This is a genomic window from Acidobacteriaceae bacterium, assembly GCA_035944135.1.
Taxonomy (GTDB): Bacteria; Acidobacteriota; Terriglobia; order Terriglobales; family Acidobacteriaceae; genus Granulicella.
The window spans coordinates 1,293,858-1,310,173 of record DASZBM010000002.1; the positions used below are offsets into that span (position 1 = coordinate 1,293,858).

The 16,316-nt window shown below is 61.7% G+C and carries 15 protein-coding genes and 1 tRNA gene; 7 read left to right on the forward strand and 9 right to left on the reverse strand.

Annotation, left to right across the window (positions count from 1 at the left end; translation table 11 throughout):
* Positions 1-11: 11 nt before the first annotated feature.
* Entirely contained in the window at positions 12-722 is a 711-nt protein-coding gene (locus VGU25_08045) for an SDR family oxidoreductase (protein ID HEV2577147.1), read from the forward strand.
* On the opposite strand, the gene VGU25_08050 is transcribed toward VGU25_08045, so the two are convergent.
* A complete protein-coding gene (locus VGU25_08050; protein ID HEV2577148.1) occupies positions 719-2,323 on the reverse strand; it encodes a hypothetical protein in 1,605 nt (534 codons plus the stop codon). The genes VGU25_08045 and VGU25_08050 overlap by 4 nt on opposite strands.
* Before the next feature lie 93 nt (positions 2,324-2,416).
* Between VGU25_08050 and VGU25_08055 the strand changes: the two genes are divergently transcribed.
* Genes VGU25_08055 through VGU25_08070 form a run of 4 tightly spaced genes read left to right on the forward strand, consistent with a single transcriptional unit; the run spans position 2,417 to position 5,913 of the window.
* Complete coding sequence (locus VGU25_08055; GenBank protein ID HEV2577149.1) at positions 2,417-3,436, forward strand: folate-binding protein; 1,020 nt, start codon at positions 2,417-2,419, stop codon at positions 3,434-3,436.
* Positions 3,437-3,479: 43 nt separating this feature from the next.
* Positions 3,480-4,157 carry a DUF1844 domain-containing protein gene (locus VGU25_08060; GenBank protein ID HEV2577150.1) on the forward strand — a complete coding sequence of 226 codons (678 nt, stop codon included), beginning with the start codon at positions 3,480-3,482 and terminating at the stop codon, positions 4,155-4,157.
* 2 nt (positions 4,158-4,159) lie between these two features.
* The gene (locus VGU25_08065) at positions 4,160-4,966 is read left to right on the forward strand and encodes an MBL fold metallo-hydrolase (protein HEV2577151.1); all 807 of its coding nucleotides are present in this window, start codon (positions 4,160-4,162) and stop codon (positions 4,964-4,966) included.
* Positions 4,966-5,913: a bifunctional riboflavin kinase/FAD synthetase gene (locus tag VGU25_08070; protein ID HEV2577152.1), complete on the forward strand. Its 948-nt coding sequence runs from the start codon at positions 4,966-4,968 to the stop codon at positions 5,911-5,913. Before VGU25_08065 ends, VGU25_08070 begins: the two co-directional genes overlap by 1 nt.
* On the opposite strand, the gene VGU25_08075 is transcribed toward VGU25_08070, so the two are convergent.
* The 3 genes from VGU25_08075 to VGU25_08085 all read right to left on the reverse strand — a co-directional run bounded on the left by VGU25_08075 (position 5,910) and on the right by VGU25_08085 (position 9,926).
* Positions 5,910-8,387 (reverse strand): PBP1A family penicillin-binding protein, encoded by a 2,478-nt coding sequence (locus VGU25_08075; protein ID HEV2577153.1) that lies wholly within the window; start codon positions 8,385-8,387, stop codon positions 5,910-5,912. The two genes, VGU25_08070 and VGU25_08075, sit on opposite strands and share 4 nt — an antisense overlap.
* Before the next feature lie 109 nt (positions 8,388-8,496).
* A complete protein-coding gene (locus tag VGU25_08080; GenBank protein HEV2577154.1) occupies positions 8,497-9,726 on the reverse strand; it encodes a S41 family peptidase in 1,230 nt (409 codons plus the stop codon).
* A 123-nt stretch (positions 9,727-9,849) separates the two neighbouring features.
* A tRNA-Met gene (locus tag VGU25_08085) sits at positions 9,850-9,926 on the reverse strand.
* 125 nt (positions 9,927-10,051) lie between these two features.
* Here VGU25_08085 and VGU25_08090 point away from each other — a divergent pair.
* Positions 10,052-10,315 carry a hypothetical protein gene (locus tag VGU25_08090; GenBank protein ID HEV2577155.1) on the forward strand — a complete coding sequence of 88 codons (264 nt, stop codon included), beginning with the start codon at positions 10,052-10,054 and terminating at the stop codon, positions 10,313-10,315.
* Positions 10,316-10,323: 8 nt separating this feature from the next.
* Entirely contained in the window at positions 10,324-11,145 is an 822-nt protein-coding gene (gene kdsB / locus VGU25_08095) for a 3-deoxy-manno-octulosonate cytidylyltransferase (GenBank protein ID HEV2577156.1), read from the forward strand.
* Here kdsB and VGU25_08100 read toward each other — a convergent pair.
* Genes VGU25_08100 through VGU25_08120 form a run of 5 tightly spaced genes read right to left on the reverse strand, consistent with a single transcriptional unit; the run spans position 11,080 to position 16,306 of the window.
* Positions 11,080-11,775, reverse strand: coding sequence for an HAD-IA family hydrolase (locus VGU25_08100; GenBank protein ID HEV2577157.1), 696 nt, complete (start codon positions 11,773-11,775; stop codon positions 11,080-11,082). The two genes, kdsB and VGU25_08100, sit on opposite strands and share 66 nt — an antisense overlap.
* A 2-nt stretch (positions 11,776-11,777) precedes the next feature.
* A complete protein-coding gene (locus VGU25_08105; GenBank protein ID HEV2577158.1) occupies positions 11,778-13,223 on the reverse strand; it encodes a phosphoglucomutase/phosphomannomutase family protein in 1,446 nt (481 codons plus the stop codon).
* A gap of 48 nt (positions 13,224-13,271) precedes the next feature.
* The gene (locus VGU25_08110) at positions 13,272-14,465 is read right to left on the reverse strand and encodes a mannose-1-phosphate guanylyltransferase (protein HEV2577159.1); all 1,194 of its coding nucleotides are present in this window, start codon (positions 14,463-14,465) and stop codon (positions 13,272-13,274) included.
* A 1-nt stretch (position 14,466) separates the two neighbouring features.
* Positions 14,467-15,672: a pyridoxal phosphate-dependent aminotransferase gene (locus VGU25_08115; GenBank protein HEV2577160.1), complete on the reverse strand. Its 1,206-nt coding sequence runs from the start codon at positions 15,670-15,672 to the stop codon at positions 14,467-14,469.
* A 4-nt stretch (positions 15,673-15,676) separates the two neighbouring features.
* Complete coding sequence (locus VGU25_08120; GenBank protein ID HEV2577161.1) at positions 15,677-16,306, reverse strand: class I SAM-dependent methyltransferase; 630 nt, start codon at positions 16,304-16,306, stop codon at positions 15,677-15,679.
* Positions 16,307-16,316 lie beyond the last annotated feature (10 nt).

Genomic DNA, 16,316 nt, shown 5'->3' on the forward strand with positions numbered 1-16,316 from the left:
CGAGAGCTACGATGCCAGACCATAAAACTGCCATCATCACCGGAGCGGCTGGAGGTATCGGCGCGGGTCTCGTCGAAGGCTTTTTGAGCAACGGTTATCGCGTCGTCGCAACCTCACGCGACATCAGCTCGTTGACTGCCTCACCCACGCTGGTGCTGGTTGATGGCGACATCGGCAAGCCGGAGACGGCTGCCAAGGTCATCGACGCCGCGCTCGAGCACTTCCGGACCATCGATGTCCTCGTGAACACTGCGGGTATCTATCGCAAGAAGCCCTTTCCGGACTACACCACTGACGACATCACTGCCCTCATTGCCACGAATCTGTTGGGCTTCCTCTACATCACTCAGCTAGCCGTCAGGCAGATGCTCAAGCAGCAGTCCGGCAACGTCGTGACCATCACAGCGGGACTTGCAGATCATCCGGTCGCGGGTGTGAACGCCTCCATCTCCATGATGACCAAAGGCGCCCTGAACACCATCACACGCAACCTCGCCACGGAGTACGCGGCCTTGGGCATTCGCTTCAACGCCGTCGCGCCCGGCGTCGTGGCCACGCCTTTGCACACTGATGTGGCCGAGGCTGCTCAAGCAGAGCGGCAGCCAATGAAGACGATCACGCAGGTAAGCGACATCGTCGACGCGGTCCTCTATCTCACCCGCGCACATCAGGTCAGCGGCGAGATCCTGTACGTCGACGGCGGCGCCCACGCCGGCCGCTAAAACAGGACGCGCATCCCGGACTTCGCAACGCCAAAACTGCCGATCCATTGCGATAGGCCGCCCACCAGCTCTTTTTCGGGCATGGACATCCGCGCCTGGCGGATTGGACCGACGCCTTGCGCGCTCATGATCATGTCGCGTAGCCTGGTCGCGGTTGGCAGCTCGAAGCCTTCGCTGACCCAGACCTCATTGCCCTTGATGCTCAGCTGCACGTCGCCCTCGTCCGTCGAGTACACGCGCTCGTCTGGATCGGTCTCGTCGGCGTTGCGGCGCTTCAGACCGTCATACTGGCGCGGAAGCTCCTGTTCGAACACATGGAAGAAGCTGCGGGCGGAGTCCGCGTTCTTCCACCGCGAGAGATACAGAATCGCAATCGACTTCGTTGTCGATTTGTCTGCGTCGCTCGCGTTTTTGCGCTGCGCCGCGTAATACACGCCACCGTCCCACTCGGGAGTCAGTGCTTCGGCCAGCGGCTTGCCGCCAAACAGCTCGGCCGTCATGCGGACGTCGAGCTCGCCCATCACGCCCACGTCATACGGCGTGTAGCCCGCAGCATCCAGAGTTGGATGAATATCAGGCAGAACGAGGAGCGGTTCGGGTTTGCGGCGAAGGTAGTCATCCGGGTGCATGATCTCGGAGCTGGTATTCGGGGGAGTGTCCAGCACGCCCGTAAAAGCGCGCTGCGTTCCAGCCTTCAGCAGCACGGCCTGTTCGAAGCGCAGACCCTCCGTATAGGGAAACAGAAGCGACTCCTGCAGGATGAGCGGAGCCCGCGCCAGCACCGGCGAATCACTCATGTCGCCGGCGCCGTTGATCAGTTGCTCGCCGATCTGCGGAACGTCTTTCAAAGTCTTGCCGCTCGGCTTGAGCATGTAGTCGGCGAAGCTCACCATGGCCTGGCCCTCGAGCACGGCCTCGCGCGCCGTGTCCGACTCGTCGGTCTGGATGTGCTTCGCATCCTCTTCGACGTTCTTTGCGACGGAATCCGGCTCCAAATCCTCCCAGTTCTTCAGGCCGACCTTCTGGTCCTGCAAGGCGTGCGTAAGTTCGTGGGCCATCACAGGCTTCTGCTGATCGATCGGCACCCAGTCCAACAGGTTCATGGTCTTGGTCTTGTTGTCGTAGAAGCCGGCAATCTGTTCGGTGAGCAGGCTCAACAGGAACGGCCGGAGGTTGAAGTCCTTATCGAGCAGGCCGAATTTCTTCAGCACGAGTTCGCTGCGCTCCATGCGCTTGTTGCTCTTGTCCTCGTCGAACTTCTTGCGCAGTTCCGAGTTCACCTTGTCGCGGGTGATGAAGACCTTCTTCACGGAATGCTCAATCGGCAACCCTGTGTCCTTGCTGACGAACTCAAAGATCTCATTCGCATCGGCGAGCAGTTGCTTTTCCTGCGCCTTGCTCAGCGGCTGGTCGATGACGACGGTCGTCTGGCCCTCCTGCAGCTTCGGCGGCTGGACACCAGGCGTGGTCAGCGGCAGTGGCTGGTCGGGCGAAGTCTGCTGCTGTTTTGCCGGAGCCTGCGTCTGCTGCGCCCCCGCCGCCCCCGCACCCATAACGACCGCCAGAGCCACCCATCCGTACCGGTTAAATCGGTTCTTCACACCGCCTCCATCTATCCCTTCAGTGTACGCATCGGACTCAATCCGGGCTCGCGAACCCCACGGAGTCGCTACAATTAAGCCGGTAGTCGACACATGGACCAGAACCTGCAAGCTGAACTCGACGCAATTCTGCACGGCGCCGCGGTTGCCTCGTTAGACGACCGGGCGTTTCTTCGCGTTACCGGATCGGATGCGACGCGGTGGCTCAATGGTATGGTGACGAATTCGGTCCAGGCGCTCGGGCCGGGCGAGGGCTGCTACGCGTTTCTGCTCAATGCGCAGGGGCGCATCCTCGGCGACTGCACCATCTACCGCGAACCCGACGGGGCACAGCCTGCATTCGTGCTCGCAACCAGCAAACAGCAGATCGATGCGATTCAGAAGCACCTCGATCACTTCATCATCATGGACGACGTCGAGCTGACGCCGATGAAGCGCTACAATCACACCGCGCTCATCATTGGCCCTGAAGCCCCTCAGGTCCTGCGCAAAATGGAGAACGCAACCGCGGGCTGTAGGTCCTTTGCCGATACCGCGCCGCTGCGCCTGCAGTATTACCCACAGACGACGAGCCAACTCATCACGCCAGCGGAGGGCCAGGTCTCTCGCTTCGAGATATCTCCCAGCTTCCCGGTCGATGACCTCTTCAAAGAGGCCAAGGCGGCTGGAGCGATCGAAGTGTCACCAGAAGCGCTCGAAGCCCTGCGCTTGCTGGAAGGCCGGCCGCTTTACGGCCGCGACATCACCGACAAATACCTGCCGCAGGAGACGAACCAGCCACAGGCGCTGCACTTCAACAAGGGCTGCTACCTCGGGCAGGAGATTGTGGAGCGCATTCGCTCGCGGGGGCAGGTGCATCGGCTGCTGACACCGCTGACGCTCAGCGGCGAACTCCCGACTGAGTTCCCTGCTCCGATTCAAGCGGACGGAAAGTCCGTCGGCGAGATTACCTCAGCCGCGCTCGTTCCGTTGCCAGGAGGTGATCAGGTCTTCGCCCTTGGCTACGTCCGTCGCGAGGTGCTCGACACACACGCCCCGCTAACCTACTCCGGTGGCACCGTTGCCCCTCGATCTACGGCGCAAGTCCAAACCGTTGCTGGCGCATCCAAGTAACCGACCTCTGTTTTCTTTACACTGATCTCTGACTCTGAAGACCATGCCTGATAAGACACCGTTCGTCATCAATGACCGCCGCAAGTTCACCGCCGAGGGCGAGCTTCGCCCGGATGCCCCGCATACCGAGCACGAGCACGAAGAACCCAAGTCTCAGCCCGCACCGGCTGAGCCTCAGGGCGAAGCCAAGGCGCCAATCCCGTTCCCGTCGTCTGGGCCGGAGGGCTCGGTTACTGCTGAGTCGGCGACGGCCGAGGCCGCTGGGTTGCCGGACGAAGATCATCTTCCACCGCCGCCGACGGCGGAGCAGACGGAGCGCGTGAACCGCGCTTACACTGCTACGGTCGACAGGCTGGACACCGCCGTGCGCGCGACGAATCCCGGCATGGAGCGCATGCCGGAGATGGACTTCGAGCGGCTGGTGCAGTCGCTATACATGCAGGCGCTGCTGCAGTTGGGTGGTGCGACGGAGCCCGGCCAGCCCGCGCAGGTCGACCTGCTTGGCGCACGCCAGACGATCGATATGCTCACGGTCATCGCGGACAAATCCAAGGGCAACCTGACCGAGGCCGAGGACAAGCTCACGCAATCGGCGTTGTTTGAGCTGCGCATGGGCTTCCTCGACGTCACACAGGCGCTGGCGCGTCAGGCTTCGAGGCAAGGAGCACCGGGCGCGCCCGGAGCACCTGGCGGGCCTGGTGGACCGAGCATCGTTCGGTAAGGATGCAGGCGACTCTCACGTTTCTCGGCAGCGGCACGTCCATGGGCGTGCCCACCCTCGGCTGCCGGTGCGCGGTGTGCACGGATGCGCACCGGCCGGGCTCGCCGAACCGGCGCACGCGGCCGTCGGTTTTGCTCGCGTACAACAAGCACAATGTGCTGATCGATACAGGCCAGGACTTCCATGCGCAGGCGGTGCGTGAAGGCATTCAGCATCTCGACGCGGTGCTCTACACGCACGGGCACGCGGACCACGTACTCGGGATGGACGATCTGCGGCCGCTGACGTTCGGTCATCGCGGGGAGCTGCCGCTGTACGCGGACGATGCCACGGCTGATGTGATCGAACGCGTGTTCGAGTACACGTTTCGGAAGGTGGATCGCTATCCGACGAGCGCGCGGGTGACGATGCACCGCTTGCCGTCTGAGGCAGGCGTCGCTGTCGAGCTGTTCGGGGCACGGTTTGTGCGCGTTCCAGTCGCGCATGGACGCGAAACCATTGCGGGCTATCGCTTCGGGGCGGCGGCCTACCTAACCGACATGAGCGACATCCCGGAGGAGAGCCTGCCACTGCTTCAGGAGCTCGACATTCTGATTCTCGATGCGCTGCGGCGCGAGCCGCATCCCAGCCACTCGCACCTGGAAAAGTCCATCGAGTTAGTGAACAAAATCGCTCCAAAACGCGCGTATTTCACGCATATCAGCCACGATTTGGATCACGACGCGACCAACGCTACCCTGCCGGCGAACATCCGGCTTGCGCATGATGGGCTGCAACTAAACTTCGACATTGCACCTGAGCAGAACTGATGCAGACTTTTCGCGGACTTAGTGAACTCTCCGGCAACCAGCAACGCTCCGTTGTGAGTATCGGTAATTTCGACGGCGTGCATCTGGGGCACCAGATGGTGCTGCGGTCGATGGTGGAACGTGCGCGGGAGTTGGGAGCACAGTCGGTTGTCGTGACGTTTGATCCGCACCCATCGCACGTGCTGCACAGCTCGCGCCGCACGCCGTTGATCACGCCTCTCGCGCAGAAGCTGGATCTGCTGGCTGCCAGTGGGATCGATGTTGCGCTGGTTCTTCCGTTCAACGAAGAGCTGCGCCGCTGGAGCGCTCACGAGTTTGCGAAGCGTGTGCTGTGCGATGCGCTGCACACTGTCGAAGTGCACGAGGGCGAGACGTTCCGGTTCGGATACGGAGCGGCGGCGGATGTGGCGAGCCTGTCAGAGCTGGGGCGAGAGTTTGGGTTCACGGTGCGGGCGTATGAGCCGCACATTATCGATGGCGCACCGGTTTCGTCGAGCCGCATCCGTGCGCTGATTGCGGCGGGCGATATTGCCGACGCGAACGCCCTGCTGGGGCGCGACTTCGCCGTTCGCAGCTCCCCCGCGCCCGGCCGTGGGTATGGGACGCGTTACACGGTGCCAACGATCAACCTCGCGCCGTATACAGAGCTGCTGCCGGCGATCGGCGTCTATGTGACGAAGCTACAGATCGGCTCGGGGCAAGGTGCGCGGGTGTTTCAGGGTGTAACGAATGTTGGGAATCGGCCGACATTTGGCGCGGATTCGTTCGCGGTCGAGACGCATCTGCTGGATTTTGAACCGATAGCGCTCGATGAGTCGACTCCGCTGGAATTAAGCTTCCTGCATCGTCTGCGCGATGAGCGAAGGTTCGCCAGTCCGGCCGAGTTGCGGGAGCAGATAGGGCGCGATGTCGCAGAGGCGAAGAGGATTTTCGCGAGCGAAACCTAATCCTGCGGTTGGCTCTCGGGCTTCGCAGGTTGCTGAGGCGGCGACGAGTGCCGAACAAGTGGCGCAGGTGTAGACGGGCTTCGCACGATCGGAGCGGGCGCCTGTGAGGCGGATCCGGGCGGCGTGACCGCCGGAGCGGGCGCGGCTTCGTCGTTTGGCAGTGGCTGGTTCACCGGCGCGGGCGGAGGAACCTGCATCTGCGGCGGTGGTGGAGGAGGCGTGGTGTCCACGTTGTCGTCGTCGCTACTTTGGGCCGCGGGAGCAGGCGTAGGCTGCTGGTCAGTCTGAGTTACGTCAACATCCAGCTTCTTCTTCGGTGCGTTCGCGCGCGGGAACTGCTCGTTAGGTCGGTCTGCCAAGGCGACCTTCATGAACTGCATCCAGATGGGCAGCGCGGCCTTCGCTCCAGTCTCTTTCTCGCCGAGCGAGCGGCGATCGTCGAAGCCGACCCATGTGCCGCAAGTAATCGACGGAGAGAAGCCGATGAACCAGGCGTCCGTGTAGTCGTTCGTGGTTCCGGTCTTGCCGCCTAACGCGTGATTCATGGAGGAAGCAGCGGCTGCCGTTCCATGCTGTACGACGGCCTGAAGAAGAACCATCATCTCGCGCGCGATGTCGACGGAAATGACTTCGCGAACTTCGGGCGGGTGCTCGGAAAGCGGCTCACCATCCGGCGATGCGACACGACGGATATAGTGAGGAGCAATGCGAATGCCGTCGTTCGGAAAGACACTGTAGGAGCCTACCTGCTCGGCAAGCGTGAGATCCGCCGAACCGATCGCGACGGGAAGATAGGCGGGGATGTCGCTGGTGACGCCGAACCGATGCGCGGTGGCGATGACATTCTTGATGCCAACTTTGTCTGCAATGCGCAGGGCGGGAATGTTGCGCGACTGCGCGAAGGCGTCGATAAGCGTCATGGAGCCGGACCATTCGCCGCGCTCGTAGTCGTGCGGTGTGTAAGGCCCGCTGGGGGTGAAGAATGTCGTCGGCGTGTCGAGCACGGTGTCATACGGCTTCATGCCCGCTTCCATTGCGGCGGTGTAGTCGTAGATCTTGAACGAAGAGCCGACCTGGCGAGATGCCTGCGTTGCGCGGTTGAACTGCGAGAGGGCGAAGTCGCGGCCGCCAACCATAGCGAGCACCTCGCCGTTGGCATTGTCGACCGCCATAAGCGACGCCTGCACGCCGCTGTCCTGCTCGAGGATGACGTGCAGCGTGTCGGACGGAGTGGCGCTGGTGACCTTCACGTAGACGATGTCGCCGGGTTTCGCGAGTTCGTTCGCGCGTGCGCGACCGGTCCAGGCCCAGTCCGGATAGGTCATCGTGGCGTTCTGGCTGCCGATGCGAACGGTCATTTTCGTCGGCGAGACCTCGGTGACGAGCGCGTGAAAGTAAGCGCCTTCGGCAATAGGCTGCATCCAGTCTGGGTGTTTGTAGGTTGCGAGGTCCTGGCCCTGGCGCAGGACGTTTTCGAGGTTGCCCTTCCAGCCATGGCGGTGCTCGTAAGTCTCCACATTGTCGAGGACGGCCTTTTCGGCAGCGCGCTGGAGGTCGAGATCGAGCGTGGTGTAGACGCGCAGGCCGGCGCCGTGCACCTCGTCGACGCCATACTCGCGCTCGAGTTGCCGGCGCACCTCTTCGACAAAGTACGGGGCCTCGGTATTCGACGGCGGCTCGAGATGCAATCCCAACGGCGCGGCCATCGCAGCCTCAGCCTGCTGCTGCGAAATCTTGCGGTCGTTTAGCATTTCCTGGATCACGAGGTTGCGCCGCTTGAGCGCCCGGTCCGGATGCCGTACCGGCGAGAACTCTTCAGGGCCTTTGGGCAGAGCGGCGAGCAGGGCGGCCTCGGGGAGCGTCAGGTCGCGGGCGTGCTTGGAGAAGTAGTATTCGGAGCCGGCCTCAAACCCGTAGGTGCCGCGGCCAAGGTAGATCTGGTTCGCGTAGAGGGTGAAGATTTGCTGCTTGGTAAAGTGACGCTCGATCTGGAGCGCGAGGAAGATCTCCTGAAGCTTGCGCCCGTAAGTCTTCTCCGTGGAGAGAAAGAGGTTGCGCGTGAGCTGCATGGTGATGGTGGAGGCGCCCTGCGAGCGCCTGTCCGAGTGCAGGTCTGCGTAGGCCGCACCGATGACGCGAACGAAATTCACACCGCCGTTGGTCTCGAAGTTCTTGTCTTCGATCGAGAAGATTGCCTGGCGCAGAACCGGTGGAAATTCAGAGTATGGAACGACGATGCGCCGTTCGAGCGCGAAGGAGCCAAAGATCTTTCCGTGGATGTCGTAGAGCTCGGTGGTCGTGTCCGGGCGGTAGCGCTCGAGCTCGGCCATTTGCGGAATCGAGACGGTGAAGACGAGCAGGAGTGACGTCATCACGCCGAGGACCGCGACTGCGACGAGCAGCATAAGGAAGGCCGCGCGCCGGCTGATCTTCGGGTCGCCAGGCGCCGGATCCATGACGGGAAACCGGCGCATCGCTGCCCACAGAGGGCTGTGCCGCCGCTTCCGCTGATTTTTTCTGGTTTCCGGTTGACTCAGCGCGGTCTGCACGGCTTCTCCACCTTACCATGCAGCCTTCGGGCCGCTATGCTGCCTTCGCCTTCAGCATGTCAAGCGCTTTGTTGAGCTGGTCGTCAGGCTGTGAATGTTTGATTGCCGGCGGCTTGCTGGTGTTGTCAGTGGCGCTGTCAGAATCATCCTCATCGAGATCGAACCCGGAGGCGACCTGCGTCGTGGGGGTGATGGCCTCGTCCTCAAACTTCTTGCCCTTGGGCGAGGCATACTTTGCAACGGAGAGAATAATCGCGCCGCCGTCCGGCAGATCAAAGGTCTTCTGCTGGATGCCTTCGCCAAAGGTGCGCTCGCCGACGAGGTCGCCACGCTTATTGTCCGCGATGGCGGCGGCGACAATCTCAGCCGGGCCGGCGGTCCCACGGTTCACGAGCACAGCCAGAGGCGCAGTCGCGTTGACGGTCTTGGAGGACTCAGCAGTGAAGATCTGCTTGGGGAACTTCTGGCCTTCGAGGGTCACGATCGTGCCGGACTGCAGGAAGAAGTTGGCCAGACGAGTAGCCTCGGTGTCATCGCCTGCGGAGACGTCGCGGAGGTCGAGAAGAATCTTCTTCGTCCCGGTTTTGTTCATCGAGTGCAGTTTCGACTCGATCTCGTTCACGTGCTCCTTGTCGAGGATGTACGGCTTGAGATACAGGATCGAGGAGTTGTCGTAGAGGGTCTCGCTTACGGCGGGTTCGGTGACGATCATCCGATTCAGAACGACCTTCTGGGGCTTGGCCTGGTGGGGGCGGATGACGGCGAGGTCGAGCTCGCTGCCGGAATTGCCCTCGAGCAAAAGCTGAATCATGGCGAGCGAAAGATCGCGCGTGTCCTGGCTGCCGATGGCCTCAATAATGTCGCCGTCGCTGAGGTTCGCCTTCTCGGCCGGGCTGCCCGGAACGACGGAGACGACCGTGGCGTAGCCGTAACGCTTGGAGACGTTGATGCCGACCTGCGCCTTGCCGCCCTTGTCTTCCTTGTAGGCCTTGTAGTCGGTCGGGCTCAGGTAGCTGGAGTCTGCATCGAGCGACTCGAGCAGGCCGCGAAGGGCGCCGTTGGTGACGGCTGGGATGTTGGGGTCCTCGACGTAGTCGTTCTGGATGTGCTGGAGCACCTCACCGTAGACGTTGATCTGGCGGTAGGCCCCGTCCTGCGACTGGTCGCCTGCGGCCGAGACCCCGCGGGCGTTGACCCCGAGGAAGAGGCACAGCACAAAGACGACGGATAGGGCTAAGAGGGAGATCTTAAGGCTCTTGGGCATCGCGGGTTCAGGGCTCCGAGGAACGGCTAAAGCACACAGGTTAGACGTGCCTGCCTAGTCGAATGATACTCTCAATGCCGAAGATTGCGCCTGGTTCCGGAGTGACTTTGGAGACAGGCTAATTGGTGGCGGTGAGTGGAATCGAACCACTGACCTACGGGTTATGAGTCCGTCGCTCTAACCATCTGAGCTACACCGCCGGAGGGGGAAAGGTCGCATCCAGCGGACAAGCCGCGACGTCAACCTGCGGAGTCCCCGGCGAGCGAACTCGCTGGGTGCCATCCTCTAAACTCAATCCTATAAGGGCTAAACGCGCAGGTCAAACGTGCAGGAGATCTCACCAAACCGCTTCGCAGCAAAGAGATACGTTGTAGCCGCGACAGTATTCGCGCTGCTCGGCCCGGTGGTTGCTTATGCGGATTCACCTGCATGCAGCGCGACGGACACCTCGCTGAGCTGCCGGTTGGTGGGGCTGCTCCATTGGCTGGAGGCGGCGGCGTTTGTGCTGGGGCTGGTCCTGATCGCCGTGATCGGGGTCGCGATACACCTTTTCCGGAAGAACCGGCTGAGCCGGAAGGCCGGTCGATGAGTTTGAATATGCCTGTCAGTCCTGATCGCGTCGTGGCGGTTATACCGGCACGGCTGGCATCAACGCGATTGCCGCGCAAGGTGCTGCGTGAGGTGGCCGGCCAGCCGCTGCTGTCGTGGGTGGTTCGGAACGCGCTCCGATGGCAGGAGATCGGCAGAGTAGTTGTGGCGGCGGATTCCAAGGAGGTTGCTGAACTGTGCGCCGCGCGCGGCTGGGAGTGCCTGATGACCTCTCCGGAGCTGCCCAGCGGGAGTGACCGGCTCTTCGCGGTGTCACGCGAAATCGACGCCGACATCTACATCAACATCCAGGCGGATGAGCCGCTGATGAGTGATGTTCATATTCGCGAGCTGCTGCTTCCCTTCCGCAACCCAGACGTGGGTATCACGACGTTGAAGGTAGCCTGCCGGGAGGAGGATGTCGCCAATCCCAACGTGGTCAAAGTTGTGACCGCGCCGACCGGGCGCGCGCTGTATTTCTCTCGTGCAACGATTCCGTTCAACCGCGACAATCAGCCGACGATTTATTGGAAGCACCTGGGGCTTTACGCGTATCGCAAGGCCGCGCTGGAACGATTTGCGGCACTGCCGCCGGGGCAACTGGAACAGACGGAGCGGCTTGAACAGCTGCGGTTGCTGGAGAATGGCATCGACATCTACGTCGCGAATGGCTTTTTCGACACCATAGGCGTGGACACGGAAGAGGATCTGCAGCGAGTCGATGCTTTGCTGCGGGAAACGAGCCGTGGGAGAGTCTCGGGAGAATTAGACCGTGTCGATGGTGATCGCGATCCGGCCGTCATTCGTTCGTGTCCGGACGTTTCTGAGTGAGCTGACAATCCAGCTGGCGCCTGCCTCGCGCAGCTCTTCGGCGCTGTGCGTACCGAGAACTCCGAGGACACGGCAGCCGGCGGCAACACCGGCACGGACACCGCTGGGAGCGTCTTCAAAGACGAGACAATCCTGCGGTTGGACACTGAGTAGCTCGGCGCCGTGGCGATAGGGCTCAGGATGCGGCTTGCCGCGCTTGACCTCGTCGCCGCTGATGATGCGATCTGGCACCGGCAGACCAGCAGCCTTGAGGCGTCCGAGCAAAAGACGCCGTGTTGCGGAGGTCACGATCGCCCAGTGATGCGCAGGAAGACCATCGAGCAATCTGCGAACACCTTCGAGCACTTGCAGGTCGGCCGTGTCCTCAAGTTCAAGATCTTCAATCAGCTTCAGCCCCTCGACCTTATCGATGTCCGCCTTTACCTGTGTCATAACGTCGACAGCGCGCATACCATGCGGAATCTCGAGCTTGTCGGCGTTGGGCAGGCCATAGTGCTTCGCCCAAAGCCGCCAGCTCCGCTCCACGCTTCCTATGGAACTGACGAGCACGCCATCCATGTCGAACAACAGGCCGGAGACCTGGATCTGAACGTCTTGAGTTGCTTGAACGCCTTGAGCTGTTGCTTCCACTATTACCTCTGACTTTCCATTACGAAGCTTAGCGCTGCCGCAAGAATTGTTTGCACACTTTCAGGGCTGCAGCTCTCGCAATAAACACGCAGCAGCGGCTCGGTGCCGCTAGCGCGCAGCAGCAGCCAGGTTTCCGCCGCGTTCTTCTTCCCTGCGCATGCAGGGTTCTCGAGGAAGAACTTGATGCCGTCGAGTGTCTCCTTGTGCAGCACTCTCATTCCGCCGAACGCGATGGTTCCCGGAGCGATCTGCTTCGCGCGCGTGATCGCAGACTGCTTGATCTCCTCGGCGATGTGCATGTCGATACGGCCGTAGTGATGCTCGCCGAATTCTTCCTGCAACGCGGCGACGAGCTGGCCGAGAGTCTTGCCCTCATCGGCCATTACGTTAGCGATCAGGAGGCTGTTGAGCAGGCCGTCGCGCTCCGGCAAATGCTTCGAGATACCGATGCCGCCGGACTCCTCGCCACCCATGAGAATCGGCTGCGCGAGCATGAGGTCGACCACGTACTTGAACCCGATGCCGTGCTCATGCAGCTTGCGGTTGTGTTTGGCGGCGATGCGGTCGAGCATTTTCGTTGTGTTGAAGGCGCGCGTGATGTCGCCGGGCCAGCCTTTGCGCTCGAGCAACCAGTTGAGCAGAACGGCGTAGATCTTGTGCGCGTCGACAACGTTGCCATGCTCGTCGACCGCGCCGATGCGGTCCGCGTCGCCGTCCGTGATCAGCCCGGCGTCGCACTTGTACTCGACGACTGCCTTCTGTGTCGCGGCGATGTGCGGAAGGATGGGCTCGGGGTTGATGCCGGGGAATGCAGGGTTCAGCTCGTCGCGGAACTCAACGTATGGAATGCCGGCGCGCTGAAAGATGCCAGCGATGTAGCCCTTGCCCGCGCCGTACATGGTGTCGATGAGGAAGCGGAAACCGGAGCGCTTGATGGCTTCGAGATCCACGAAGCTCTCGAGCGCAGCGATGTAGGTGGGTGCGAAGTCGACCGTTTCGATCTTGCCGCGTGTTGCAGCCTTGGCAACGGGCTGCAACAGTTCGTTCTCGATGGCAGTGATGATGCCCGGGCTGCCCGCGCCGCCGTAACTGGCCTTGTATTTCACGCCGTTCCACTGTGCCGGGTTGTGGCTGGATGTGATCATCACGCCGCCGGCGGCTTTGCGCTCGCGCACAGCGAACGAGAGCTCCGGGGTGGGCGTGAATTTCGGCGAGATCTGCACCGGGATGCCGGCATCTGCGAGCACTTCAGCCACAATCTTTGCGAAGGCTTCCGAGGCGAACCGCGTGTCCCATCCGATACACACGCCTGCAGCCGCGTTCTCGTGCTTCAGCACATAAAGCGCAATCGCGCGCGCAGCCACGCGCACGTTCTCGTAGGTGAAGTCGTCGGCGATGATGCCGCGCCATCCGTCTGTGCCGAATTTAACGACTGTAGTCTGCTCCATCTGGCCTCAAATATTGTCCGGCTTTCGCCAGGTCTAGCTCATTTTTCTTTACGTCAGATCGTGGCGGCCTGAATTCTTCAGCTCCGCCACCACCTTGCCCACATCCTGCGAGCCCTCGCGTGTCGTAATCAAGATGGCATCGTCCGTCTCAACGACGACGAGGTCCTTCACGCCGACGAGAGCTACCGTCTTTTTCGGCGAGAAGACGTAGCAGCCGGTAGACGCGATCTCAACGTGATGCTCCGCTTCGACGACATTCGCGCTGTGGGACTCCGTGCGCTCGGCCACATGCTCATGCAGCGCCGCCCACGAGCCGAGGTCGCTCCAGGCGAAGTCGCCAGGCAGGCAGTAGAGCTCGGACTTGCCCTCACCCTTGGCGGAGCGCGGCTCGAGCACGGCGTAGTCAATCGAAATAGACTCGCACTGCGGATAGAGCTCAGCGAAGACCTTCTCGAAGTTAGGCGTTCCCCGGGCTGCGGCAATCTGCTCCAGCAGCGCCGCGGTCTTTGGCTGATGTTCGCGCATGGCATCGGCGAGAGTTTTCGCGGTGAAGAGAAACATGCCGCTGTTCCAGGCGTAGTTGCCGGAGCGCAGGAAGCGCTTTGCGCGGGTCTTGTCGGGCTTTTCCGTGAAGCGGTGGACGCGACGCACGGGAATGGCCTCACCACTCTCAGTAATGGGATCAAGCCCGGCGCCGAGCTCGATGTAGCCGTAGCCGGTTTCAGGACGGGACGGCGAGACGCCCAATACGATGATCGCAGCACTGCGGCGCGCAAGTTCGGCACCCGCGCAGACAACGCGACGGAACCGTTCTACATCGCCGATGGTGTGGTCGGACGGAAAGACGCCGAGGACTGTATCGGGTGATGTGCGTTCGAGAAAAAATGCGGGGATGGCGCACGCAGGCGCCGTGTTGCGCGCCGCGGGCTCGCGAAGAATATGCTTCTCGGCGAGATCAGGAAGCTGATGGGCGATAGTCTTGGCAAGCAGGTCGTTGGTGATGATCCAGACTTGACCAGAGGAGACGAGAGGTTTCACGCGCTCCACGGTATTCTGAATCATCGTGCGGTCGCCATCGAGCGAGAGCACCTGCTTGGGCCTCGCCCGGCGGCTGCGCGGCCAGAAGCGTGTGCCGCTCCCACCGGCGAGGATGACGGCCGCAAATTCCGGATGCTGATTGGCCGGATGCTTGTCCGGGCTCACGCCGGCAGCCTTATCATGCTTTCCGGTGCCGCGGCTCACGTTACTTCAGCCCGCCGAGGAAGTCACGCATCCGCTGCACACCTTTGTCGATGACGTCTGCGCTGACTGCGTAGGACAGACGAATATGCTCATCGGTTCCGAATGCCTCGCCCGGAACGGTCACGACGTGGGCCTCGGTCAGCAAGCGCGCGGCGAGATCGCTCGCAGACTTGATGCCGCCCCTGCCGAGGAACGCACCGACATTTGGGTAGACGTAGAACGCGCCCTCAGGCTTCGTGCAGGTGAGGCCGGGGATGGACTTGAAGCCTTCAAGGACGCGGTCGCGAAGCTTGATGTAGTCCGCGCGCATCTCCTTCACGCACTCCTGGCTCGAAGTCAGCGCCGAAATCGACGCCCGCTGTACCATGCTCGCCGTGTTGGAGGTGGACTGTGACTGCAGCTTGCTCATCGCAGCGATGATGGGCTTCGGTCCCAGCGCGAAGCCCGCTCGCCAGCCGGTCATGGCGTAGGTCTTCGACAGCGAGCCGAGCACGAGCACGTGCTCCTTGCACTCGGTGAGCGAAGCGCCGGACACCAGATCGCCCGAGAAATTCAGGTAGGCGTAGCACTCGTCCAGCCAGACGTAGATGCCGCGCTCATGCGCCATGCGAACGATCGCGTAAAGGTCGTCCTTCGGGATGACGGCGCCCGAAGGATTCGATGGCGTGTTGAGAATGATCGCCTTCGTGCGGTCGGTCACGGCGGACTCGATCATCTTCGCGGTCACGCGGAAGTTCTCGGCTTCGCTGGTCTCGACGAAGACCGGTTTGCCGCCGGTGAACTGCACGATGTCCTTGTAGCTGACCCAGTAAGGCGTGGGGATGATGACCTCGTCGCCGTGATCGATGAGCACTTCGGCGGCATTGAAGATGGAGAGCTTTCCGCCCGCGGAGAAGACGCACTCTTCTGCGGTATAGTTCGTACCGAAATCTGCAGCGTGGCGCTCAACGATGGCCTTGCGAACCTCGGGCACGCCGGCCACGGCGGTATAGCGCGTGAAGTTTTTCTGGATGGCCTCAATGGCTGCATCCTTGATGTGCTGCGGCGTTGCGAAATGCGGCTCGCCCGCGCCGAAGTCGGCCAGGTCAATGCCCTGCGACTTCATCTTCAGGGCCTCGGCGGTAATCGCCATAGTCGCTGAAACTTCAATGCGGTTAATGCGGTCAGTCAGAATCTTCGTGGGCGCTGCAACTGTCGCTGTGCTCATGCTTCTAGTCTTTCAGATTTGGCGGTGCAGATAAAGCCCGTTTCCGTATCACCCAGGTCGTCATACACCGGTAATCCTGCACAATCGTTGTCTTCAGCGGATCCACCATCACGCCGCCCAACTCGTTCGTCAGGCCCAGCAACAGTTCCTCATCCACAAGAAACCATTCCTGCCCGTCCCCGATCCGGTAGATGTCCGGGCGCACCTGCTCAAACTGCATCCCGATCCTCGACCCCATGCGCGTAAACAGCAACCCGCCCGGCCGCAGGACTCTCCACAACTCCTCGAGCATGGTAAGAAACTGGTGCTGGTCCCGCGCAAAGTGCAACACGGAGCTGCACATCACCACGTCCGCAAGTCCATCTGCGAACGGCAGCGCTTCAATCTGCCCGACCTGAAAGTGCTCTGCCGGCAGCGTCGGATTCAACTCCGCCGCGAGCGACCGCACATGCGCGATGCCCTCCGGATTTGCATCCAGCGCATACACTTCACAGCCCTCGCGCAGCAGATACACCAGGTTGCGCCCATACCCGCACCCGGCGTCGAGCACCTTCATCCCGGCCGCAATATTTCCGCGCAGAATTTGGTCAAACACGTAGATATCGATCTGACCAAACTGCTCCTGAATCGTCACACCATCTCCA

Coding starts and splice junctions, on each gene's coding strand:
- VGU25_08045 (HEV2577147.1), top strand. CDS start 12: ATGCCAGACCATAAAACTGCCATCATCACCGGAGCGGCTGGAGGTATC.
- VGU25_08055 (HEV2577149.1), top strand. CDS start 2,417: ATGGACCAGAACCTGCAAGCTGAACTCGACGCAATTCTGCACGGCGCC.
- VGU25_08060 (HEV2577150.1), top strand. CDS start 3,480: ATGCCTGATAAGACACCGTTCGTCATCAATGACCGCCGCAAGTTCACC.
- VGU25_08065 (HEV2577151.1), top strand. CDS start 4,160: ATGCAGGCGACTCTCACGTTTCTCGGCAGCGGCACGTCCATGGGCGTG.
- VGU25_08070 (HEV2577152.1), top strand. CDS start 4,966: ATGCAGACTTTTCGCGGACTTAGTGAACTCTCCGGCAACCAGCAACGC.
- VGU25_08075 (HEV2577153.1), bottom strand. CDS start 8,387: ATGCGCCGGTTTCCCGTCATGGATCCGGCGCCTGGCGACCCGAAGATC.
- VGU25_08080 (HEV2577154.1), bottom strand. CDS start 9,726: ATGCCCAAGAGCCTTAAGATCTCCCTCTTAGCCCTATCCGTCGTCTTT.
- kdsB (HEV2577156.1), top strand. CDS start 10,324: ATGCCTGTCAGTCCTGATCGCGTCGTGGCGGTTATACCGGCACGGCTG.
- VGU25_08105 (HEV2577158.1), bottom strand. CDS start 13,223: ATGGAGCAGACTACAGTCGTTAAATTCGGCACAGACGGATGGCGCGGC.
- VGU25_08115 (HEV2577160.1), bottom strand. CDS start 15,672: ATGAGCACAGCGACAGTTGCAGCGCCCACGAAGATTCTGACTGACCGC.